Genomic DNA, 24,105 nt, shown 5'->3' with positions numbered 1-24,105 from the left:
GTCTATATGAGTAGAATGAGTTAAATGCAAATCTATAGCCCTACTAGCCAATTTAGTATGCTACTGACAAGAAGGCAACTGAAAAAGCGACCAAAAAACAACTGTTAAAAATAGACAAAAAAGCTACTGAGTATGGTTTATGGTCATAATGACACGATGTCCATCTGTGCGGACCACTTTAATCTTACTGGGCCTAATGCTGTGGTCGTTTTTATAGCTAAATGACGCATCCCAACCTGCATTGCTTGACGCCGCAATACGACCTTGCTCATCAAGGCGGCTGTTGCTATCAGACGGTGCGGGGCGTCCAGATATCCAATAACGCAGTTGAGATATAGGCGCTTGCCATCCTGTGGCTTGTAGGAGTAACTGTTCTGGATCACTCGCCAAGATTTGACCCGCCTCTTTATTCACTAACGTCGCTTCAACACCATTATACTCAATAACGGTATGCCCTATACCCAGAGCGCCTGTGAGGTCAATTGCAAAACGATCATCTTCTTGTGCCCAGACATAAAATGCACTGCCAGACTGCGCTGCTGTATTTTGCGTTTCAGGCGTCGTTACTCCGATTTTACCGCGAATATTAAAACTCTGTAGTAAATGGGGATAACTGTCAGTGGATGCATTCATACCTGTGTTTGCATTAGTGTTTGTTGAAGACGCTTGCATGGTTTGACAGCCTGTTAGTACCATAGCCCCAGTAGCTAGTATCGCCATTAAAAAGCGACGACCTACTACTGTAGTTGTTTGATCAACAGTACTTTGTTTAAGAGGGTTTTGACTACATGAGCTTAGTTTGTTGCTCTCTTGTGTGTAGCACGCACTAGCGGCGAATAGAAGCGGATTGGCTTTTAAATGCGGGCTGGTTTTTGAAGCGTGATTAACAAACGGTAAACCTGACATGATGTTCCTTGGTAGATATGTATGAGTGTCTTATATGAGTTACTACAATAGGGACAGTATAAAGTTTATAAATTATCTAAAATAGAGTTTATATAGCGCTTAGTCTGGCTTTAACTCCTAATAAGAATGACGACGTCAAAATAATCAATAGGATTGTAAGCGGTCATTTATATCTTGATGCCCTAAAGCGAAACGGCTTTTTAAATCGTTTAATAAGGCAGTCACTTTGTCATCTTGATCTAAGCCTTGATAAGCACGCAATAATATAATACCTGAATCAAGTGTGGGTGACGTTTCATAGTTGATTTCAAGTAGTGATATCACCGTGTCATAGCGCTGTTCAGATAGCGCATTCGCTGCAATAATATTTAAAGCTGACAAATAATTATCTTGATCAAATAAAGGTGACTCATATGGAATATCTATAATGGACTGCGCCATATCTAGCGCCATATTGATATCATACTCATCCCCTGTTTCAAGTAATAAGACGGCTTTCGCTAAGTTGTAATCTATATTTTCAGGATCTAATAGTAGCAATCTATCAAGTAGCTTCTTTTTCAGTAGCGTATCACGTTCGTTATCCAGTATTTGTGTACGCGCGAACAACAACTTGGTGTCATCTGGAAATTTGAGGTTGGTATCTTCTAATATCTTTTTGGCTTCAACAGGTCTGTTTTGTTGTCGCAAGATATCTGCCTGCATAATGGCGCTATCTGGGGCAAAAACCTCAAACTCTTGACTTAATTTAGTCAGGGTATCAAGCGCTCTATCAGGCTGATTACGCAATAACTGTATAGACACAAGTTTTTGTCTTGATTTGAGGACAAGGTCTTCTTGCATGACTTTTGATAAAAAACGCTCAGCACGATCATACTTTTGTTGTCGCTCAGCGCTGATACCTAAATAATAATAGGCTTGGTCGATATAATAGGGGGATGCTGCAAGGCTTGAGAGTAACTCATCGGCTTCTTTATAGGCTTGAACATCGATACTGACTAAAGCTGCCAGTAACGTCACCTCGTCGTCATGGAATAAATCATTGGCTTTTAATAAAAGCTCCCAAGCTTTTTTAGTCTGTCCTAAATCTAAGCGATATCTAATCTCGTACAAATATAAGGCTTTACTGTCTTTTAGTCGCTTGCGATGCTTACTCACGTAAGCCAAAACGTCTTGATCGGATTGCAGTTGTTTTAATACATCTGCTTTTAATATGATGAATGCTGAATTATTTGGGAGTGACCTTAGTGCGCGATTCACACTTATTAAGGCGATATCTGCGTGACCCAATTGAGACAGTAGTCCCGCCTGCATGACAAGGATAGAAGGATTATCATGCTTAGGTAAATTCATCAGCGTTAATAATAATAAGCGCTGATCGTTTGTAGTAGTGGGATAAATGCCTTGCAGTATTTCGCTAAGATCAGCTTGAGGATCATAGGCCAATAGGTCGCTTAACACTTCACCAGCCAATTCATAATTGCCAGCTTTTAGTGATAAATGTGCCACATAAAATAGCGCAGGTATATGCTCAGGGTTTTGCTGTTGCCATTCGGACGCAAATGCTAATGACTCGTTTGCGGGCTCATATAACAAAGACAACTCTAATGCACGCTCAAATACACTTGTTGAATTTTGCTTAAAAGATTCTTGTTTGTACAAGTTTAAAGCGGTATCAATATGACCTCGAGTAATTAAATACTCAGCCTGTAATATATTTAATAGGCTTGGACGTTTATCCGTCGCTTGTGAGTTATCCGCTTGAGATTTTGTATTGTTCGCTAATTCAGATGCAGTTGTGTCTAGTTGATATTGCTCTGTTATTATCTCGCTGGGATCTAATTGCGAGCTTTTTGACATTGAGACATGAGCCGAATTAGGTAGACTCGATTGTTTTATATTGGACAATACATCCGCACTTGCAGGTATCGCATAAGTTAACGTGCCTACAATACTTAGCAAACACAATAATTTAAGATACTTATGGTGTCTTTTAGGTAAGACAGGTGTATTTATGTCAGTTTTTGAATAACGTGCTATAGAGCCTCGGCCTATTAGATTGAACATAAAGGGTTTAAGGGCGGGAGTTTTGAGAGAAATAGACTTTAATTTATTAGGGTATTTAAAAGCGGTTTTTCTAAAAATGGATTTGCTTGGACGAAAACGCATATACCAGCGTGCACGAGTCTGACGAACGTAAGTTCCGACCCCTTTGATGAGCAATTTTGGCTGTAGCGAATCAATTATGAAAACCATATGGTCCTATATAAAAAACGTTAAAAAATGCCGAACCTTAATAGCATTTTGTCTTTTACTAGCTGGGTAGTGTTAATAAGTTTTTAAATTTAACCGACAACTATTAAGTTACATATATTATTCAACATTTATTAATCAATAACTATTAGTCAATAACTTTTAATCAATAACTATAAGTATCTTTAAAAAAGTGCCCTATTTAGCTTTATATGACTTATGTACGATATAACTTATTTTTGCCTATCTTAACACCTCTGATTATATTGATACAAAACATCCTAATAGGAGGATCAATAAGATGGTAAATAAGAAGATAAATAAACTGTTTAAGATAGGTGATAGAATTATTTCTTACGTTGCCATAACCAATCCGCTAAGGCAATTAATGTGCTTTGTTCCGTAAAGCGCTCATCTATGGCTTGCGTAGCCTCCTCAAATAAAGACTTGGCATAGTCGTTAGCTGTGTCAACACCCATTAATCTAACATATGTTGATTTATTTAACTCTTCATCGCTACCAGCAGGTTTACCTAAAGTATCTGTACTGGCGGTCACATCCAAAATGTCGTCTTGAACTTGAAAAGCCAAACCGATATTACTGGCAAATAGGGCCAAAGAGTCCAGTTGATCACGCGTAGCGTCAGCACAGATACCGCCCATCAGTACCGCCGCTTCTATCAAAGCGCCCGTTTTGTCACGGTGTATGGCTTCAAGCTCAGCTTGGTCTATCAGCTTGTTTTCTGCATTTAAATCTAGCATTTGACCTGAAACCATTCTTCTAGCTCTAGGGGCGAAAACAGTTGATAGTTTGGCAGAGTGTTCATCTGAGATAGGCTCAAAACCACCAATTTGTGCATTTAGAATCTCAAATGCTAGCGTTTGTAATATATCTCCCGTTAGCATAGCAGTGGCTTCATCAAATTGAATATGACAAGTAGGGCGGCCACGGCGTAGATCATCATCATCCATGCAAGGTAGGTCATCATGAATTAAAGAATAGGTATGCAAAAATTCTACAGCAAGCATGGCACGGCGACAGTTATCATTAATGACCAAACTATCATTAAAAACTAAGCTGGCTGAATCCTTTAAATTTTGCTGATATTCGCTATTGTTTTCAGCTTTATTTCGACTTTGATTAGCGGGCTTACTTTGATCATTGCGCTTACTTTGAAGAACAGTGTGATAGCCACACGCCACCAATAATGGGCGAACACGCTTGCCTAGACCCGTCATGGCATAATCGCACGATTCTTTTAAAGGACTGGGTAGCTTCGCGTGGTCTAGCAAAGTCGCTATATCGCTAAGTAACGTGTCGATAACCTGTTGGCTAAAGTTTTCAAAAATGACGGGTCGTTTTGTAATAGAACTGTGGCTCATGGAACAATGCTCGATGCTTGAAGCGCTTAATAATCTAAGCCTTAAGTGAAAATAGTTTATAACCTATATGTTAAGTGACACGATTATGTTAAGTGACACAGTTAAACGGGTAACTATAAATAGTTAGCGCCATATATTATACCGACAAAAAATAATTTTAACGTTAAATAAGAATATATGACCTGTAAGTCAGGTAATGCGCTGTGACAGCAGGGGTATAAATCCCCTAAACTAATCGACTTTAATACAGAGCTTTACTATAAAGATAATAAGGTTTAGATATAAATAGACAATATATCTTATTAATTTAATACATTTTTAATGGTTCAAGTGATATAAAATTTATATAAGTTGACTCTTTATTAAAGCTGATTAACAATTTTTCAATGCTTAGCTATATTCAAACGTTTATTTAATCCGTTGCTAACAAGTATGAATTAATAATTAGTATGAATGAATTAATAAGTACGAATTGATAACAAGCAGGATAGGTAAACCACTCAATATAAATCACAACATATAAACGACAACGTAAGTTAGCTTGCACGTGGTGCTATTGCACGTGAGGTTTAAAATAAAGTGCTAAAATAACAAGGAGATTTACATGATATATCAAGGTAACCGCATTACGGTATCACTATTGGATGATGGCATTGCCAACATGCAGTTTAATGCCGAAGGTGAAAGTGTTAATAAATTTGATGCCCAAACAAACACGCAATTCGACGAAGCTGTCACTGCATTAGAGCAAGCCGATAATGTAAAAGGTCTTATTGTTACTTCAAGCAAAGGCGTATTTATTGCTGGTGCTGATATCACAGAATTTGTTGGTCACTTTAGTAAAGAAGCAGAAGAGATTGAAAAATGGATCGTTGAAATCAACGATGTATTTAATCGCTTTGAAGACCTACCATTCCCTAAAGTAGCCGCCATCAATGGCGCAGCACTAGGTGGTGGTTGTGAAATGACGCTAGTATGTGAATACCGTGTCATGGGCGAAAAAGGTCAAATCGGCCTACCTGAAACCCAGTTAGGTATCTTCCCAGGCTTTGGTGGTAGTGTACGTACCCCACGTGTTATCGGTATTGATAATGCATTAGAGCTTATTGCTACGGGTAAAGCGCAAAAACCTGAACAAGCTTTAAAGCTAGGCTTGGTTGATGCCGTTGTTGCTCAAGATGATTTGCAAGCCGCAGCCATTGATTTGGTTAAAAAAGCCATCGCAGGCGAGTTAGACTGGCAAGCAAAACGTAAAGAGAAACTACAGCCTGTGAAGCTTAATCAGCTAGAGCAAACGATGGCGTTTAATAGTGCCAAAGGTGCTATCTTTGCAAAAGCCAATCCTAAGCAGTACCCAGCACCTGCTATTGCTATCGAAACGATTGAAAAGCATGTGAACTTGGGCCGTGATGAAGCCATCAAAGTAGAAGCAGCTGGTTTTGCGAAAGCAGCTAAAACACCACAAGCGGAAAGCTTAGTTGGTCTCTTCTTAAACGATCAAACCGTTAAGAAACTTGCCAAGCAGCATACCAAACAAGCGCATGAAATTAATGAAGCTGCGGTACTTGGCGCTGGTATTATGGGTGGCGGTATTGCTTATCAAGCAGCTTCTAAAGGTCTGCCAATCATTATGAAAGATATCAAGTCTGAGCAATTAGACTTAGGTATGGGCGAGGCGAGCAAGCTGCTAGGCAAAATGGTTAGCCGTAAGAAAATGACCCCTGCTAAAATGGGTGAAACCCTAAGCCGTATCCGTCCAACACTTAACTACGGCGATTTTGGTGAGACTGATATCGTTATCGAAGCGGTGGTAGAAAATCCAAAAGTTAAGCACGCGGTTCTAAAAGAAGTAGAAGGCTTAGTAAAAGAAGATGCTATTTTAGCTTCTAACACCTCAACCATCTCTATCACTCACTTGGCCACCGTCCTTGATCGTCCAGAAAACTTCGTTGGTATGCACTTCTTTAACCCTGTACACCGCATGCCATTGGTCGAAGTTATTCGCGGTGAGAAATCATCAGAAGAAGCGATTGCAACTACGGTCGCATTAGCTCAGCGTATGGGTAAAGTGCCTGTAGTTGTAAATGACTGCCCAGGCTTCTTAGTGAACCGCGTATTATTCCCATACTTTGGTGCGTTTGATTTGTTATTAAAACAAGGCGCTGACTTTGTACACGTTGATAAAGTCATGGAAAAATTCGGCTGGCCTATGGGTCCTGCTTACCTAATCGACGTAGTAGGCTTGGATACGGGCGTACACGGCGCTGAAGTTATGGCAGAAGGCTTTCCAGATCGCATGAAGCCAGACTACAAAGGTGCTATTAAGTACTTGTATGAAAATGAGCGTCTGGGTCAGAAAAATGGCGTAGGTTTCTATAAGTACGAAACAGACAAGCGCGGTAAGCCTAAGAAAACTGCTGATGATGCCACTTACGCACTACTTAAAGACACCACTGATGCAGATACGCAGCAGTTTGATGATCAAACCATCATCGATCGCATGATGCTCGCTTTTTGTAACGAAACCGTTCGCTGCTTAGAAGACAACATCGTAGCGACACCAAGCGAGGCAGACATGGCTATGATTATGGGTGTTGGATTCCCTCCATTCCGTGGCGGTCCATGCCGTTATATCGACCAAGTTGGCTTAGATAACTACCTAGCACTATGTGAGAAATATGCTCACCTAGGTAAAGCTTATGAAGCGCCGCAAAAGATCCGTGATATGGCAGCAGCCGGCGAAACTTTTTACCCAAAAGCTTAATACGCCACAAACGATAAAAGCTTGGGACGACTAAATAATTAGTTAGTTTACTAAGTTAAGCTTCGTCACCGGAGTTGAAAAGATAACCTTTATAAAATGATATTAAACGGTGATGAAGTGTTCTTAGTAGCACTAAACGATATAAAAAATTCAAGGAGTATTACATGACAACATTAAGTCCAAATGACGTAGTCATCGTAGATGGCGTGCGTACTGCAATGGGTAAATCAAAAAACGGTATGTTCCGTAATGTCCGTGCAGACAGCATGTCAGCAGAGCTAGTACGTGCTTTGGTTGAGCGTAATGATTTTGATACCAATGAGGTTGAAGATGTTATCTGGGGCTGTGTGAATCAGACTCTAGAGCAAGGTATGAACATTGGCCGTAATATCGGTTTATTAGCTGATATCCCAAAAACAGCGGGTGGCCAGACTGTGAACCGTCTTTGTGGCTCATCTATGCAAGCGCTTCATACTGCTGCTGCTCAAATCATGACCAACCAAGGTGATGTTTTCATCATCGGTGGTGTTGAGCACATGGGTCATGTTGGCATGATGCACGGCATCGATATCAACCCTGAAGCTTCTAAGCATTATGCTAAAGCGTCAAACATGATGGGTCTGACTGCTGAAATGCTAGGCCGTATGAATGGTATTACCCGTGAGCAACAAGACGCATTTGGTTATGAATCTCATCGCCGTGCTTGGGAAGCCACTACCGAAGGTCGTTTTGATAATGAAATCATCGGTATCGAAGGTCATGATGATCAAGGTCGCTTACAGTTGTGTACGGTTGATGAAGTGATTCGCCCCAGTACTACTATGGAGTCGCTAGCGAAGCTACGTCCAGTATTTGACCCTAAAGGTGGTACAGTAACGGCGGCGACCTCTTCTGCATTATCAGATGGCGCATCTGCAATGCTAGTTATGAGTGCTCAAAAAGCCAAAGACCTAGGTCTTAAGCCTCGTGCACGCATCCGTAGTATGGCTATTGCAGGTTGTGATGCAGCTATCATGGGTTATGGCCCAGTCCCTGCAACTCAAAAAGCACTTAAACGTGCTGGCATGAGTCTTAGTGACATACAGACTATCGAGCTTAACGAAGCATTCGCAGCTCAAGGGTTATCTGTTCTTAAGTCGCTTGACCTATTAGATAAACAAGACATCATTAACGTAAATGGTGGTGCTATTGCTCTAGGTCACCCACTAGGGTGTTCAGGTGCGCGTATCACAGTTACTTTATTAAACGCAATGGAACAAATGGATACTGAAATTGGTCTAGCCACAATGTGTATTGGTCTAGGTCAAGGTATTGCTACTGTTATTGAACGTGTTTAATTGCTAGACGTTTGATTGCTCGTTAGCATAGACAATTAATTTATTCATTCTTGCATCTTAAGCACCTCTAGCGTAATGTTAGAGGTGTTTTTTATCGTCTACTATTCTTAATTGTTTCTTTAATGGCTTACTGTATATAATTTTAATTTATCAGTTACTTTCAATGACAGCTAACAGGTCACTCTATCATGTCTAACAACTCTACTAAAAGCTCGCTTAAAACTACAAGTACGTCTAAAACTAAAAGTTCGTCTAAAACTAAAAGTTCGTCTAGAACTAAAAACAAATCAGCTACTTTATCCAAAGTTTTATTAGTATCTGCATTTGGGGTGGGTCTAAGTTTATTATCCAACAGTAAGTTGATGGCGGGGTATATTACGGATAAGACCAATCTTGACACTATAGAGCCGCAAATATTAGTTGGCAGTATTAACAAAACCCTTGAGCAGTTTAGTTTCACGACTAAAGCTGGTATTGAGTATCATGTGTTTGATCCTAACCATATCTTAGATGATTTGGTCAAAAAAAGGGGCGTTACTGATACGTTTTATCACTTAAATAGAGTGCGTGTTAAAGCTTTGGTGAGTAAGGTTGGTAATTATGGTCATATGGGCTATTACGAGCGTCAAATTACCATAGTTAATATTGATGAATAGAAGTAGAATGATAATGTTCAATAAATCCGAATAAAATAATTTTAAAATCAATCAATTAACAAGTTTAAGAATTAAGTATTTGACCGAATTTAGTTAGTATGACTTAATAGAGTTTAAGACGATTTAAATTTTATAACCTCGGGCACAAAGGATGTGTTATGAATACCACAGTGACCACGGACAAAACTTACCGCATCTTGCGAGACAACTGTCAGGCATTAATTATTGACGTACAAGAGAAACTAACGCCGCATGTTCATATGCATGAAAAAATAATTGAAAAGGCAGTCACACTTATTAAGGGATTGCAGGTATTAGACGTACCTATATTGCTAAATGAGCAGTATAAGAAAGGACTTGGGGAGACGGTACCTGATATTAAAGCTGCACTGGACAGCTCAGCATTTAAGGCGATTGAGAAAGTAACGTTTAGTGCTTGCGATAACGATGAAACTTGGAATTACTTGGCACAACAAAATCGTATCTCAGTGATCGTGTTTGGGGTAGAGACCCATGTGTGCGTGATGCAAACGGTACTTGATTTACTAGACATCGGGATGCAGCCCGTAGTTATCGCTGATGCGACAGGTTCACGAAGTTCATATGACCGCCGTCAAGCCATACGCCGTATGCGCCGTGCTGGTGCAGTGATTACCACAACAGAGGCCATCTTATTTGAACTATGCCGCTCTAGCAAAGACCCTGCTTTTAAAGCGATTAGCCAATTGGTTAAATAAGATTACTTATTTAAATTTACTTAAAATATGCAGTTCGAAATAAAGGAACGTGAAGCGTTATTAGAGATTAAAAGCTCAAGTGATTTGGGCTTTTAATCTCAGGCTACGTAACTTATGACTATAAGCGTAAATTTTTAGTCTATGCAGCCGCTTAAGCCCCTAGGCTATCTCAGCATTAAGAACAGGTCGATCCTTTATTCTTACCACCAAAAACGCAGCAAATATAACAGCGGCGATTAATACCCACCCTGTAGGTAGCCAGCTGCCTGTGCCTGCTTTCACACCTTGCATTAATAGCACCATAAACACACCGCCAAGGTTACCCATCATCATTAGCATTGCGACTGCTTTGGCAGCTTGCGAGGGATGAACCGTGTCTTCAGCGGCTGCAATAAGCAGTGGATACCCTGCCAATAAAAAGAAGCCTAAAATGAAGCTTACAGCCAGTGCTGCTGCACCTGTAGTCGTATACAGTAACGGATAGGTTGCCCCAGCGCCGACTAGGGTTGCCATGATTAAAAAGATACGTCTTTTGTTTAAATAATCTGATAATAAAGGAATAATTAGTGCACCTAAAATGCCGCCCACAATAAGCATGGCAGTGATAATGCCTGCTGTTGTTTCGCTGATGCCTCTAGGTTCAAGTATCGGGGCTATCCAGTTACTCAGTCCATTAAAATATCCCATAGCAATAAATACAGCCAATGAAATCAACCATAAGCGTTTGTTTTGCATTAAAGACTCAATCTCATCGATTGATATGGCAACTGCATGCTGTCTTGGCTTTTCTTCCACCACTAAGAAGAAGAACAATACTGCAACAGCGGTAATTGCGACATTAAACAGGAGCATCTCTTTAAAACCAAATAGATCAACGAGGGGAGCAGGTGCAAATGCTCCAAGAGCGGTGGCTAAAAACATGCCGCCCATAATTATACCGGTAACGGTTGCAATTTGTGATTTATCAAACCAGTCTGTTGTGACTTGATTAATCGCATTGGTGATATAAGGCTGCGCTATGGCAATCAACAGCTGACCGCCAAAGACTACCAAATAACTTTCAGCGCCCAACCATCTTATAATCGAACCCACCAGCATCAGAACAGCGGCGTAGCTGACAATCTTTTTGTAACCCACATTGTCTAATATTTTACCCGAATGAATTGCAAGTAATACAAATACAATGGGGAACATAAGCGTCAATAGGTTGGCAAAAAACTCATTAACGCCAAAATGCTCTTGTGTACTAATTATAATGGTTGCAAAGGTTAGCCATAAGAATTGATTGACGCCTAACAAAAGAGAAAAGCCTGCAATAATTAGCCATTTATGTTGGGGGTTTTTGCGGTTATGTTCCACAGAAGTGGGAGGCGGAGTAGGGTGTGTAGATTGCATCGACATTCCTTGTCTATTGCGGTTTGATGATATCGCATAAAATATAAACAGTGTTTAGCACTTTATAATATAAAGTTGTATTTTGCTAGCATAATACGTTTAATAACAAAACAGTATACGCATTATTTAGAAAAATAGGGTCTGTTAATAAAAGTTTGCTTAAGAGGCGTGTGTTACTGAAAACATTAGACCGTGTGCTAAAACTAAACTTTTCTAATTTTCTATCTTAATGTTATTAGGGATACGCCCTACAAAAGTCATTATCTATAAGAGTTGTTATGTTAAAAATTGCAGAATGTAAAAAGAGCGTTGATGAAACCACGCGTTTTTTATTAGAGCTTGATGCCCTAAAACGTGTTAACCGGCGCAGTTATGTTACCCAAACTGACCGTTTAGAAAATTCAGCAGAGCATTCATGGCATTTGGCCATGGCGTGTTGGTCTATAGCTGAGCAGTTTAAGATTGAGGTCAATCATGAAAAGTTACTTAAGCTTGCCCTGGTACATGATTTAGGCGAGATCGATGCGGGTGATACTTTTTTATATGCAGAAACTCGAGACAAGGCACCTATCAATGAGCGAGAAGGTATCAAGAGATTACAAGCGACTGCTGGAAATGGCATTACGGATTTATTAGCAATATGGGATGAGCAAGAGACCGGTAATAGTTCAGAAACCCAGCTGTTAAAGGTCGTAGATCGTTTGTTGCCATTTCTCCTAAATCTCAATACTCAAGGTAAAACTTGGCGTGAAAATAAGGTTAAGCGCTCTCAGGTAGCGACTATGCATGCTTTTATAGCAGATAGTTTCCCCGCGATACATGATTGGATAGCTTTGCAAATTGGCTATGCCACAAAGCAAGGCTGGTTGATTGACGACTAAAAAGACTAGAAAGACTTAAAATATAAGCTCCTATCCGGTGTTTATAACGTTAATAGAATAAGTTGAAGCAAAATTTATTTGATTTAAGGTGATATTTGAAGCTTACTTGAAAAAGCACATTAAAACTTATAAAAGTCTACTAGATGTAAACAAATGAACCTTCACAGTTTTTTCATATGAATTTTTATACGGACTTAGCGATTGTAGTTTATAGTAATAGGTACAAAATAAATTTATATAACCAAAAAATGAGTGCCTAACGTGATTACTTCAAAAGTTTGTCGTACTATAAACACCTCTAAAATATCGCTGCTGGTTAATAAAACCAGCTATCAGACACTACGCTATCTTCATAAGTTTATTGCAGGTGCGCTGGTCGTAGGGATGATAGGGTTCAGTCCCATGGTGCATGCAACTAATACGAGTAGTGATGGCAATAAGCTTGCGAACGATGCCCGTAAACAAATTGGGGTTACCGTTAGCTACGACCCCGCTTATCGAAGTTTAGCGTTTCCTCGTGGCGATGTGGATCAGTCGACTGGGGTGTGCACTGATGTGGTAATACGGGCGTATCGTTTGCAGAATATAGACTTGCAGCAGTTGGTCAATCACGATATGAAGCTAAATTGGTCCGCCTATCCTAAGCTGTGGGGGCTTAAGTCTACAGATAAAAATATCGATCACAGACGGGTGCCAAATCTTGAAACTTTTTTTGAGAGACATGGCCGGAGCTTATCAACCTCTGATAAGTCAAGTTTTATGCCAGGAGACATCGTCAGTTGGCGACTACCGGGCAATAACTTACCGCATATAGGTATCGTATCTGATAAGACAACCAGCGATGGCACCCCGCTAATCATACATAATATCGGTCAAGGTACTAAAGAAGAAGCGGGGCTGTTCCGTTTTCCGATTAAAGGTCATTACCGTTATTAGTTAAGTATAAACTTTAATGCTATCAATACTAGCGTTCAAAAATGTGCACTACCAAACGATTTCTATGGGTGTGCCCACGTTGACCGCGCCCATTATTTCGTCCATCTCGTCATTAGTCACCGCCATACAGCCATCGGTCCAGTTTCGCTGTTGGTTTATAAACGCTAAGTCGCCATAGCCGTTCATTTGTCCATGTATCATGATAGCGCCGCCAGGACTGACGCCACGTGCCGCTGCATTTGCTCTATCTGTTTCATTAGGATAGCTGACATGTATGGAGCGATAGGCGATAGAGTTTTCATTTTTGTAATCAAGGGTATAGATTCCCTCTGGTGTTTTTTCATCGCCCTCTTGCTGTTTGTGACCTTGAGGTGCATCTCCTAATGCAATGTGATAACTTTTTACTGATTCACCATCTTGTAACAGGTACAGCCTTTGGCTCGACTTATCGACATATACTTTATCGATTGAGGCGTCTTCTAGACTAATAGAAGAGGCAACAAAAGGACTGTCATCCTCACGAGTATTTGCTGTGTTATCAATGATTGATAAGGCGGATGAATGTGATGATAGTGCGTCTGATGTTGATGTTGATGTTGATGCTGAAGCGGATTGTAGAGCCGTAGTGGATGCGCCTTCAAATTGCGGTTCATCTGATTCTTTAGGCATAATCAAAACCACGATGGCCCAAAAAAATACTAAAATGAATAATCCTTTAATTCTCTTATAACGTTTTCGCGGTTTTGATGCAGCTGAAATATGAGCAATCGGTTTATTCTTTGTCGTATTAATAGTATCAGTGGTCGTCTTAAAAGTATTGCTATCAGACGTTGTCTTAGAAGTATTGCTATCAGGGGAGTATTTTGAATTTGGCATGGGTCAGTCAATTTAAATTTGGATTTAAAAGAGTATGACAATATCCCATGCAAAATTGTAGAATAACGAATGAAAATTCGATGAAAACAAGATTAACTGTCGAGGCCAGCAACGCCTAACAGCTGTCCCATTTGTACGACCGAACCGTTTTCTAGATCTGATAGCCATGTCGTTCCAGCAGATTTGGGCATCACCACTATGGCCGTAGAACCTAAATAGAAGCGGCCAAGCTCGTCACCTTTTTTGAGGTTTATAGTATGTTTGAGGGTTTGAATGTTTTCACTGCGCTCAATTTTACCAGTAGCCACTGTCTCAATACCAGCCACAATCATAGCGCCAACTAATACCACAGCCGCACGTCCATATTGAGTCTCAAATATACATACCAAGCGCTCATTACGCGCGAACAAATCGGGCACATTTTGGGCAGTGACATTATTCACAGAAAATAGCGTACCTGGTACATATCGGGTCTCAATGAGTTTGCCATCAAAGGGCATATGCACTCTATGATAATTGCTGGGGGCTAAATAGACTGTCGCAAAGCTTCCTGAATCGTAATAATTCGCATCTGCATTGTCTGTATCTGCAAGGAGGTGGTCCACAGCATAATCCCGACCTTTAGCTTGCATTAATTGGTTTTGTTTAATATGTCCTATTTGCGAAATCATACCGTCAGCGGGGGATACAATACCATGCTCTGTATCATCAATAGGACGGGCATCTTCTGCAAGCTCGCGGGTAAAGAAATCATTGAAGCTTTTAAAGTCGGCTAGGTTCTTTCTAGCATACTCATCAAGCGTAATGCCATAAGCTTTAGCAAAGGTATTCACAAAAGCTTTTTTAACAATAGGATGGTTGCTTGCTGCTAAACGTCCTGCGGTTTCACTTAGCTTTTGCTGCGGGACAACATGTTGCAGCGTGGTAAATATCCCATCACGGCTAAGTAGCTGCTGCACATGTTTTTTAATATAATCTTTCATGATATATCCTTGTATTATAGTTATCTAAATAGTGATCATTCAGCAAACCCTACGCGTCATATTGGACTTAAAACTGTATAATGCCTTGTGCCTTGTGCCTTGTGCCTCGTGCCTCGTGCCTTACGCTCTAGTGTAGGGCTATAGTGTATGGTTATTTTATCATGGTTAATATAGGTTAAAAGTATGGGAATAGTTTATGAAAGCATTGATACAAAGAGTGACCAAATCAGAAGTGATAGTAGACGAGAAAAGTGTTGGTAAGATAGAACAGGGTATTTTGGCGTATATAGGTATAGGCCCTGATGACACCTTACAAACGGCCAAAAAGATGATTGATAAAATCCTAAACTATCGAATTTTTGCCAATGAAGCGGGCAAGCTTGATTTGAATGTCCAGCAAGTTCAAGGCGGTCTGTTGTTAGTTTCACAATTTACTTTGATGGCTAAAACGGACAAAGGTCGTCGCCCCGATTTTGGCGGCGCAATGGCGCCTGAGGCAGCCAACAATCTATTTAATGAGTTAGTTGAATATGCTAGGCAGCAGTATGCAAATGTGCACGAAGGCAAGTTTGGTGCGAATATGCTTGTAAAAGCTGACAACGATGGGCCTATAAACTTTATTTTAGATATTAATTGAGGTTTAAGATTGATAATTAGACAGCTTGTCATCTAATTGTCATAAATATAGGTTGTAATATAACGGTCATATTTGTATTAATATAAAAATATCCGCTAGAGTAGACGTAAATTTAAGGACAGCATTAGCATGAATACCGAAAGCATATTGGTTGTAGAAGATGAACCTGCCATTCGCGAAATGATTGTAACTACCCTGGAGATGGCAGGATTTAAGTGCTTACAGGCCGAAGAGGTTCAGCAGGCGCATAACCAAGTGGTCGACCATCGACCTTCGCTAATTTTGCTCGATTGGATGTTACCTGGTAATCAATCCGGTATCGACTTGTGTCGTCGGTTAAAAAAAGATGAGCTGCTCTCTGAGACGCCAATTATCATGTTGACTGCACGCGGAGAAGAAGACAATAAAGTACAAGGTCTAGATGCAGGAGCGGATGATTATATTACCAAGCCATTTTCAACCCGTGAGCTGGTATCGCGTATAAAAGCAGTGTTAAGACGTAGTAGTGCCTTATCAGGGGAAAAGCCCATAATGGCTGAGGGACTAAGTCTTGATCCCGTAAGCCAGCGTCTATCAGCAGATGGTGTGCCCGTTGATATTGGGCCTACCGAATATCGTTTATTAGCATTTTTTATGAGTCATCCAGAGCGTGCTTATACCCGAACGCAGCTGCTCGACCAAGTCTGGGGTGGTAATGTTTATGTCGAGGATAGAACCATTGATGTGCATATCAGACGCTTACGTAAAGTGCTTGAACCCTATGATTATTCAGGATTTATTCAAACGGTACGGGGTACAGGCTACCGTTTCTCAACGCAAGTTCACGGCTAACGCACTGTAGAGTAGATAGGCTGAGGCTGCTTAAAGAATGAAACACTTAAGTCTTAAACACTTAAGGCTTAAACCAGTTATAACAACAACTATAAGCCAATTAAGTTGGGTTTATATTAGGGCGTATTGCACTTTATCAGGACGTCATCTATAGTAAAACCTAATCCCTTATTGACTAATCATAGAACCATGCCGATCAATTTCATTATCTTATTATCTAATAGTAGGCGTCAGTATGCCAACAAATTTGGTCATGAATCATTGATAACCACCAGCGTCGTTACGCTTATTGGGTTAAATTTTGCTGTTTTTAAGACTGCCGTGCCTAAACGTGCGTGGAATTGAGCATGACTGAAAATAAATCTGCAAGACCTAACCCATCCTCTAATACCCTGCCTAAAGACGACTTTGCAGATGACGATTTAAAGCCTACTGGGAATGCACCAAGGATACTGCCTGCCTCTCAAAACAAAACGGCTTATGCGACTCATGCTCCAGAAAGCAATGGTTCCACCTTATTCTGGTTAGACTTCAAATGGCTTTTATTTATGGTCGTTATTGGGGCAACTGCTGGTCATTATTTTGGGCATGTTGAATGGGGTATTATTGCAAGCATGCTGATATATTTTATATGGCGTTTGTATTCAGTACAGCAATTTTATTCATGGATGAGCCATTCTTTAACCTTACCACCGCCTGATTTTTCAGGCAGTATGACACATATTGCCAATCAGCTGTATGACAGCAAAAAACAAGAACAACTAACGCATCAAAAAATGATGGGTCTGGTAAAAAAAATCAGAAGCTCGTTATTGGCCCTACAGGATGCCGTTATCTTATTAGATGAAAATGACAGTTTGGAGTGGTGGAATCAAGCAGCAGAAACACTGCTTGAACTACGATCTGAAGATCAAGGCAGAAGCATCTTAAACCTTATCGATGTGCCGCAGTTTCAGTCCTATTATGTGAATGCTGTGTCACCTAATGAGGGCGTACGGTTACGCTCATGGCGAGATAACGAACGATACTTGCAATGTGAAGTGACACATTTTGGTCAAGAAAAGCTGCTTATTATTTATGATGTCACACGTTTACAGCATTTAGAGCAAATGCGTAAAGACTTCGTGGGTAATGTCTCCCATGAGCTTAGAACCCCGTTGACGGTGCTCATGGGATATATCGAAACTTTCTCAGACCAGCCAGATTTAGATCCAAAGTGGAAACGCGGTTTTAATCTGATGACCCAGCAAACGGTTCGTATGAATCATATTATCAATGATTTGCTGTTATTATCTCGTCTTGAGAATGAAGAGTCGACCACTTTAGAGTGTGTCGACATGCCGCAATTGTTAAGCGATATTTTTGATGATGCACAAGGCTACAATCGTGAGTATAACCACGTTATAGATTTACATATTGATTCGCAAAAAAACATATATGGCTCAGAGTCTTATCTGTATAGTGCACTATTAAATCTAGTGACTAATGCCATAAAATATACGCCCAAACACGGCGAAATCACCCTATCTTGGCAAGATTACAAAGATGGGGCGCTATTTAGCGTACAGGACAATGGGATAGGTATTGCTGAGGCGCATCTTGGAAGATTAACCGAGCGTTTTTATCGTGTAGATAGTGGCCGCTCTCGTTCTACTGGGGGTACGGGACTTGGTTTGGCTATTGTAAAACATGTTTTGTTGCAGCATAAAGCCAAGCTTACTATTGAATCTGAAGAAGGTAAAGGCTCAACGTTTCATGTTCATTTTCCCGCCCGCCGTATTTGTAAAGACAAAACTCTAAAGCAGCATTAAAAGCCCTCAAGTCATAAGTTACTCAAATTTTAGACAAATAAAAAGAGCCATTTAACTAAAAATGCCTCTTTGTAATTCTATAGCTTTAATAGCGTTAAGATTAGTGCTCAACGCCACCAGCGCCATGTACATGACCGTGGTTCAATTCGTCTTCAGTAGCAGCACGTACTTCAACAACTTCAACATCAAAGTTTAGCTTTTTGCCTGCTAAAGGATGGTTAGCATCGACCGTTACTGTCTCATCATTAACGTCAGTAACAGTTACCAACATAACTTGGCCTTCAGCTTCAGACTGGAACTGCATACCTGGTTGAATGTCTTCAACACCTTGGAAGTTACTACGCGGTACTTGCTGAACGGCTTGTTCTTGGTACTCGCCATATGCGTCAGCTGGCTCAATAGTTGCTGTTAGCGAATCGCCTGCAGACTTACCTTCAAGCTCTTTTTCAAGACCTGGGATAATGTTGTTATGACCATGTAAATAAGCTAATGGCTGACCTTGCGACTGATCGATAACGTTACCGCTTTCGTCTTTTAATACATAATTAAAGCTTACTGCAGTATCTTTTGTAATCGTTGTCATAAAATTTCCTAAATAAATAAGGGTTCAAATAAAGGGGTAGCACAATAAAACGAAGTGATTATATCAATATAATCGTAATTGATACCACACTTGTTAAGATTGCCTTGCCTAATAGATTGAGATTGTTACGTAAGGTTTCAAGTCAAAATTATAAATTAATTCAATATTTACTTATTGATAAATAAAATTCTACGCTTATCTCATTCAACACTATTCCAATCAACACCTATTAATCGCACATTTTAGAAGTCCAGCAGTAGCGACGATGCTATGAGTTTGGTACCCTAAGACAACAAATATTCGTTTAAATCAATAACACAGTCTGCAAAGCATAGCCTTGAACACGTTATCTATCGAACCAATATCTTTTAAATCATTATCCTTTTAATCAATACCAATTAAATCAATGCCAATTAAATCAATGCCAATTAAATCAATGCCAATTAAATCAATGCCAAATTAACCACTGACGTAATAGAGACAAATAAAAACCTTATGAAGACTTTAAATACTATTAAAAATGACTCCACAACTACCGACATACAGCAATCTAATCAGACCCTTGCCTTTACGTTAGACTTTAAACGCTTTAAACAACATGTAGTTGATGTGAGTCTAACCTTTACCGCTACTCAAGACAAACCATTACTCTGGCTACCATCATGGATACCCGGAAGCTATTTGATGCGTGAGTTTGCCCGCAACATAACTGCGGTAAACTACACGGTAGAGGACGCATCAGTTGATAGTATCACTACGCAAAAAGTGATTAAAGTGAGTAAAAACGAGTGGTTACTTGATAGCGTTAAATCCGGCAGCAACGTACGAGTCAACTATGAGGTTTATTGCTATGATTTGTCAGTACGCACCGCTTATGTAGATCAGACACGCTTATACGGTAACTTTACCTCACTTACATTAGCGGTAGAGGGTATGGAGGACATAGCGGCCGAAGTAACTTTAAGTGTGCCGCATGCCTTTTATGAGCTTAATACAACTGACAAAAAAGTAAAGCTTGCCTGTGGGTTAAATGCCACGTATTTACATACTGAAAGCGCTCACCATTATCATCTACAGGCCGAGAACTATCATGAGCTAATCGATTATCCGTTTGAGATTGCGCCGCAAAATGAGTTTAATTTTATCGTTCATGATAATGCACATAATACGATAGCGCATCGGTTTTATCTTTCAGGCAAACACAGTGCGAACTTAGGTAGACTACAGCAAGACTTACAGCAAATATGCCAAACCTATGTAAGCTGGTTAGGTGACGCGCCATTTGGTAATGATCAGTACGATGGTTATACTTTTATGACTTACGCCAGTGGGAATGATTATGGCGGATTGGAGCATATTAATTCAACGAGTCTCGTAACTCCGCGTAGCGATCTACCTACCAGCGATGAGCCTAAAGAGCCAAGCGAGAACTATCAGCGCTTTTTAGGGCTATGTAGTCACGAGTACTTTCATGCATGGTGGGTTAAAACCGTGCGTCCAGATGTGATGATGGATGTCAATTTGCGCACTGAAGCCTACACACCTTTATTGTGGGTCTTTGAAGGCTTTACCTCTTATATTGACGACTTTATGCTACAAGCGTCTGGCGTGGTGGGTAAAGACAGCTACCTAAAGCTGCTTCAAGGACAAATAAATCGCTATACCCAAACGCATGGCCGTAAGCTACAGAGTGTTGCAGAATCTAGCTTTGATGCTTGGATTAAATTGTATCGTGCTGGTGAAAATACAGGTAATGCCGGAATCAGTTATTACAACAAAGGGGCATTGGTTGCGCTATGTTTAGATATAACTTTAATGCAGCATACTGACGGCCAGTATCGCTTGTTTGATGTGGTTAAAGCTTTTTATCAATTGGCAAAAGAACAGGGCAAAGCTGGCAAACGTATTCGTGTCGGTATGAATGATGATAACTTGACACAAGTTATCAGTCAATTTATTGATAACGCGGTGTGGCAAGACTTTAAAGCGCGTTATGTGAATGGGGTTGAAGAGCTACCTATCCAGCAGCTTCTAGAGGCAAATGGCATTAGCTTCGAGGTCGATGAAAAAGATAATACCCTACCGTGGGGCGCGGCTGTTTCTGAATCTGAAGAGGGTTTGAAAGTCAACAAAGTATTGCGTGATAGCGTAGCAGCGGAAGCGGGAATTTCTGCCAAAGATGTGATTGTAGCGATTGACGGTGTTAAAGCGACTAAAAAGCAATTGCACAGTATTGCAAAATCAGGTCTAGAGTCTGTACAGTGTTATGCTTTTCGCCGTGATGAGCTGATGAGCTTTACTCTAAACTCTAAGACTCAATCTGGTATTAGTGCTAATCCTAGTCTAGGGAAAGTGAGTTTAAGCTTAAATGAGTCTGGTTTTGAGGGATGGTTAACTCCAAAGATTTTAAAGTAGAATTTAATAATATAAGTTTTAATGTAATGTAATCTAGTTTTTGCCTCCCATCTTGCCTAACGAGTAGTAAAACGTCTCATATAGTAGCGATTTGAGTTTTGGAATAAGTGATCGATACATTGAGGTGGTGGTTGGTGAGGGCTGACAGACCATGCCTTGTTGACTGGCTAACGCTATGGAGCGTTTCATATGCAGTGGGTCTGAGACAAGTAAACACGTCTCTAAATGGTGTACCTGCATGATGTTATGTGCTTCAATCAGGTTCTCAAAAGTATATTGAGATTTGTCTTCAACGAACATGACAGCCTCTGGCAGACCTAACCTGATTAGATATCGTCTAGCGATTTGGCTGTCTGCCTCATTTGCATTATTGCCAAATCCACCGGTTAAAATTAATTTATCTACTTTGTTTGTCTCATATAAATATTTACCATGGTTAAGCCGTTCTTTAAATATAGGCGACGGTTGACCATCTGCCGTGCCCGCACCTAGTACTATTGCAACATCCGACTTAGCGTCGCTATAAGTCGCTGAATACTGATATATCGTATAGGCATTGATAGTAAAAAAGCTGACGATAATCAGTAATAAAACAAGACCTAAGTACTTTAAAACACGCAACGTTATAACCTTAGTTTTTTAAATTTCAATAGCAGTCGATGCAGTCAAAGAGCCATAAGCGGAGATTAATATCTTAAAGATTATCCAATTTTTAAGGAAATGTAATGAAAATTATGAACAATTACTGTGATTTATGTTGTAACTATGAGATAAGTGCAAGCTAATAAATTCAAGTAAACAAGCTCCTAGCTTCGAGACGTTATATGAAGAATTAATAAAAAGTAAGGTTTATACTTTATCAGTTATTTATTTAGACTGGCATAACTAGAGCGCTCATAACCAAAGTGCTTAGAAAAACTACTTAGACTATAAGGACATTATTTAGATAATTAGGTATCATCCCACCTCCTAAGTAGACATCCTTATAAGTGTCTGATTCCATTTCATAGCTTGATCATCATTAGACCCACATTATGTCTTATCATCAGCCTGTACAGGGCGCATTTTGGATGGTTGCAGCAGGCTTTATGTTTGCCATCATCAATACCACCTTACAATATCTCGGTATAAATTATGGTTTAGGCTCTGGCGCCGCGGTGTTATTACAATACGGTATAGCGTTATTATTGTTCTTACCGCTAATGCGTACAGGATCGATTCGTTCTGCAGTCAAATCAGACTTTCGTCTGCTGCACGTGATACGGGTAGGTTTTTCAGTTATTGGTATTCAGCTATGGACGTGGGCGCTTGCCTACCCTGTACCTATTTGGCAAGGCATTGCGCTGCTCATGGTATCGCCTTTGTTTGCTACAGTAGGCTCTGGCCTTATCTTGCGTGAATCTGTGAGTCTGGTGAGATGGGTTGCGACTTTGGTGGGTTTTATCGGCGCAATGTTGGTATTACAGCCATGGTCGGATGAATTTATGTGGGCAAGCTTAATGCCAGTGGCTGCTGCTTTTTTCTGGGCCAGTGCGTCGCTTATGACTAAGTTTACAGTGAGCCGAGACACGCCAACGACTATTGTTTTTTATCTTTTAGCATTGATGCTACCATTTAATATTTTATTTGGTTTACCTAGTTTTGATATACCAAGTAATTGGCAAGTTTGGGGATTATTGATACTTATTGGCGGTTTGACCGCATTTGCGCAGTGGTCTATTGCTAAAGCTTATTCGGTGGCCGATGCGTCCTTTGTGCAGCCTTTTGATCATATCAAACTCCCACTCAATGTATTGGCAGGATTTATCGTCTTTGGCTGGGTGCCACCAGGTATGCTTTGGGTGGGTTCAGCACTCATTATCGCATCAGTGGTATTTGTCACCCATTACGAACGCCGTCAAAATCCAGTCAAGTTAATATGGGAAGAAACATATAATGAAGACGGTTAGGCACTGTAAAACGAATAGGAACTGACTCAATAATACGTATCTCAAATCCTATAATAGCAGTGGCTATGGGCTGTTTTAGGGTTTTTAAGCTTTATGACACTGCAAAATTTAACTAATACCTAATTGCTTTAATCGTTCGGCATTTAAATGTATGCGTACAAACTCCCCAACCTTCAAATCACCAAGCTCAAAGCCTGCCACTGACCAACGGATCAGACGCAGGCAGGGTAGTCCGACATGAGCCGTCATGCGTCGAACTTGGCGGTTTTTACCTTCATATATAGTCATTATTAGCCAAGAGTCGGGCACACTTATGCGTTCACGTATCGGTGGATCACGTTGCCAAAGCAGCATGGGCAACTCATCTTCACTGATATGAGCTATCTCAGCAGGTAAGGTTTTGCCATCTTTTAAAATGACACCTTTACGAAGGTCATCCAACTGCTCTTGTGTAGGAACCCCTTCTACTTGCACCAAATAAGTTTTGCCTTGCTTGCGTCCAGCATTGGCTTTGGGCGGATGAGTAATCGCTTTGTTTACTCGACCATCTGCCGTTAGTAGTAATAATCCTTCACTGGTCGCATCAAGACGTCCCGCTACTCGCAACGACTTATCACTGAAAAACTTAGCAAGGGGAGTATATTTATTATTCGCATCATCACTAAATTGGCTTTGAACACCATAAGGTTTGTTAAATAGAATGAGGCTTGTAGCTGACATAACATTGCTCTTAAATCGGGGGTTAACAATGAATACGAAATTAAACTGGGTTA

20 protein-coding genes are annotated in these 24,105 nt (G+C 40.3%); 11 read left to right on the top strand and 9 right to left on the bottom strand.

Annotated elements, in window-relative coordinates; all coding sequences use genetic code 11:
- Positions 1-123: 123 nt before the first annotated feature.
- From lolB to AC21OH_RS09170, 3 genes are all read right to left on the bottom strand, one after another.
- The gene (gene lolB, locus AC21OH_RS09180; RefSeq protein WP_486536352.1) at positions 124-906 is read right to left on the bottom strand and encodes a lipoprotein insertase outer membrane protein LolB; all 783 of its coding nucleotides are present in this window, start codon (positions 904-906) and stop codon (positions 124-126) included.
- Between the two features lie 144 nt (positions 907-1,050).
- Positions 1,051-3,162, bottom strand: a complete 2,112-nt coding sequence (locus tag AC21OH_RS09175; protein WP_487370245.1) for a tetratricopeptide repeat protein — start codon at positions 3,160-3,162, stop codon at positions 1,051-1,053.
- A gap of 344 nt (positions 3,163-3,506) precedes the next feature.
- Positions 3,507-4,541, bottom strand: coding sequence for a polyprenyl synthetase family protein (locus AC21OH_RS09170; protein WP_487370246.1), 1,035 nt, complete (start codon positions 4,539-4,541; stop codon positions 3,507-3,509).
- A 604-nt stretch (positions 4,542-5,145) separates the two neighbouring features.
- Here AC21OH_RS09170 and fadB point away from each other — a divergent pair.
- The 4 genes from fadB to AC21OH_RS09150 all read left to right on the top strand — a co-directional run bounded on the left by fadB (position 5,146) and on the right by AC21OH_RS09150 (position 10,035).
- Complete coding sequence (gene fadB / locus AC21OH_RS09165; protein ID WP_487370247.1) at positions 5,146-7,305, top strand: fatty acid oxidation complex subunit alpha FadB; 2,160 nt, start codon at positions 5,146-5,148, stop codon at positions 7,303-7,305.
- 164 nt (positions 7,306-7,469) lie between these two features.
- Positions 7,470-8,642 (top strand): acetyl-CoA C-acyltransferase FadA, encoded by a 1,173-nt coding sequence (fadA, locus tag AC21OH_RS09160; protein WP_487370248.1) that lies wholly within the window; start codon positions 7,470-7,472, stop codon positions 8,640-8,642.
- 188 nt (positions 8,643-8,830) lie between these two features.
- Complete coding sequence (locus tag AC21OH_RS09155; protein WP_487370249.1) at positions 8,831-9,298, top strand: hypothetical protein; 468 nt, start codon at positions 8,831-8,833, stop codon at positions 9,296-9,298.
- A 158-nt stretch (positions 9,299-9,456) separates the two neighbouring features.
- Positions 9,457-10,035 (top strand): isochorismatase family protein, encoded by a 579-nt coding sequence (locus AC21OH_RS09150; protein WP_486536346.1) that lies wholly within the window; start codon positions 9,457-9,459, stop codon positions 10,033-10,035.
- 159 nt (positions 10,036-10,194) lie between these two features.
- Here the strand turns inward: AC21OH_RS09150 and AC21OH_RS09145 are convergent, their stop codons facing one another.
- A complete protein-coding gene (locus tag AC21OH_RS09145; RefSeq protein ID WP_487370250.1) occupies positions 10,195-11,430 on the bottom strand; it encodes an MFS transporter in 1,236 nt (411 codons plus the stop codon).
- Between the two features lie 278 nt (positions 11,431-11,708).
- Between AC21OH_RS09145 and AC21OH_RS09140 the strand changes: the two genes are divergently transcribed.
- Together AC21OH_RS09140 and AC21OH_RS09135 are read left to right on the top strand one after the other, a co-directional pair.
- The gene (locus AC21OH_RS09140; RefSeq protein ID WP_487370251.1) at positions 11,709-12,311 is read left to right on the top strand and encodes an HD domain-containing protein; all 603 of its coding nucleotides are present in this window, start codon (positions 11,709-11,711) and stop codon (positions 12,309-12,311) included.
- A gap of 261 nt (positions 12,312-12,572) precedes the next feature.
- Positions 12,573-13,247 carry a DUF1287 domain-containing protein gene (locus AC21OH_RS09135; RefSeq protein ID WP_487370252.1) on the top strand — a complete coding sequence of 225 codons (675 nt, stop codon included), beginning with the start codon at positions 12,573-12,575 and terminating at the stop codon, positions 13,245-13,247.
- Between the two features lie 48 nt (positions 13,248-13,295).
- Here the strand turns inward: AC21OH_RS09135 and AC21OH_RS09130 are convergent, their stop codons facing one another.
- Together AC21OH_RS09130 and asd are read right to left on the bottom strand one after the other, a co-directional pair.
- Positions 13,296-14,123, bottom strand: a complete 828-nt coding sequence (locus AC21OH_RS09130; protein ID WP_487370253.1) for a L,D-transpeptidase family protein — start codon at positions 14,121-14,123, stop codon at positions 13,296-13,298.
- A gap of 92 nt (positions 14,124-14,215) precedes the next feature.
- On the bottom strand, positions 14,216-15,106 hold the full coding sequence (gene asd, locus AC21OH_RS09125; RefSeq protein ID WP_486536342.1) for an archaetidylserine decarboxylase: 891 nt from the start codon (positions 15,104-15,106) through the stop codon (positions 14,216-14,218).
- A 196-nt stretch (positions 15,107-15,302) separates the two neighbouring features.
- Between asd and dtd the strand changes: the two genes are divergently transcribed.
- The 3 genes from dtd (at position 15,303) to phoR (ending at position 18,385) form a co-directional block, all read left to right on the top strand.
- Positions 15,303-15,743, top strand: coding sequence for a D-aminoacyl-tRNA deacylase (gene dtd / locus AC21OH_RS09120; protein ID WP_487370254.1), 441 nt, complete (start codon positions 15,303-15,305; stop codon positions 15,741-15,743).
- Positions 15,744-15,872: 129 nt separating this feature from the next.
- On the top strand, positions 15,873-16,574 hold the full coding sequence (gene phoB / locus AC21OH_RS09115) for a phosphate regulon transcriptional regulator PhoB (protein ID WP_486536340.1): 702 nt from the start codon (positions 15,873-15,875) through the stop codon (positions 16,572-16,574).
- Positions 16,575-16,921: 347 nt separating this feature from the next.
- Positions 16,922-18,385, top strand: a complete 1,464-nt coding sequence (gene phoR, locus AC21OH_RS09110; protein ID WP_487370255.1) for a phosphate regulon sensor histidine kinase PhoR — start codon at positions 16,922-16,924, stop codon at positions 18,383-18,385.
- Positions 18,386-18,485: 100 nt separating this feature from the next.
- On the opposite strand, the gene AC21OH_RS09105 is transcribed toward phoR, so the two are convergent.
- Entirely contained in the window at positions 18,486-18,968 is a 483-nt protein-coding gene (locus AC21OH_RS09105) for an FKBP-type peptidyl-prolyl cis-trans isomerase (RefSeq protein ID WP_486536338.1), read from the bottom strand.
- Positions 18,969-19,463: 495 nt separating this feature from the next.
- On the opposite strand from AC21OH_RS09105, the gene AC21OH_RS09100 reads away from it, so the two are divergent.
- The gene (locus AC21OH_RS09100) at positions 19,464-21,383 is read left to right on the top strand and encodes a M61 family metallopeptidase (RefSeq protein ID WP_487370256.1); all 1,920 of its coding nucleotides are present in this window, start codon (positions 19,464-19,466) and stop codon (positions 21,381-21,383) included.
- Positions 21,384-21,416: 33 nt separating this feature from the next.
- On the opposite strand, the gene AC21OH_RS09095 is transcribed toward AC21OH_RS09100, so the two are convergent.
- Positions 21,417-22,004 (bottom strand): YdcF family protein, encoded by a 588-nt coding sequence (locus AC21OH_RS09095; protein WP_487370258.1) that lies wholly within the window; start codon positions 22,002-22,004, stop codon positions 21,417-21,419.
- A gap of 413 nt (positions 22,005-22,417) precedes the next feature.
- Between AC21OH_RS09095 and AC21OH_RS09090 the strand changes: the two genes are divergently transcribed.
- A complete protein-coding gene (locus AC21OH_RS09090) occupies positions 22,418-23,332 on the top strand; it encodes a DMT family transporter (protein ID WP_487370259.1) in 915 nt (304 codons plus the stop codon).
- 108 nt (positions 23,333-23,440) lie between these two features.
- Here AC21OH_RS09090 and AC21OH_RS09085 read toward each other — a convergent pair whose 3' ends face one another.
- Positions 23,441-24,052 (bottom strand): pseudouridine synthase, encoded by a 612-nt coding sequence (locus AC21OH_RS09085; RefSeq protein WP_487370260.1) that lies wholly within the window; start codon positions 24,050-24,052, stop codon positions 23,441-23,443.
- Between the last annotated feature and the right edge of the window lie 53 nt (positions 24,053-24,105).

The sequence above is a fragment of the Psychrobacter sp. CX10 genome, assembly GCF_057621575.2.
Note: the sequence above shows the minus strand (reverse complement) of the source record. Positions and strands in the feature narration are given on the sequence as shown.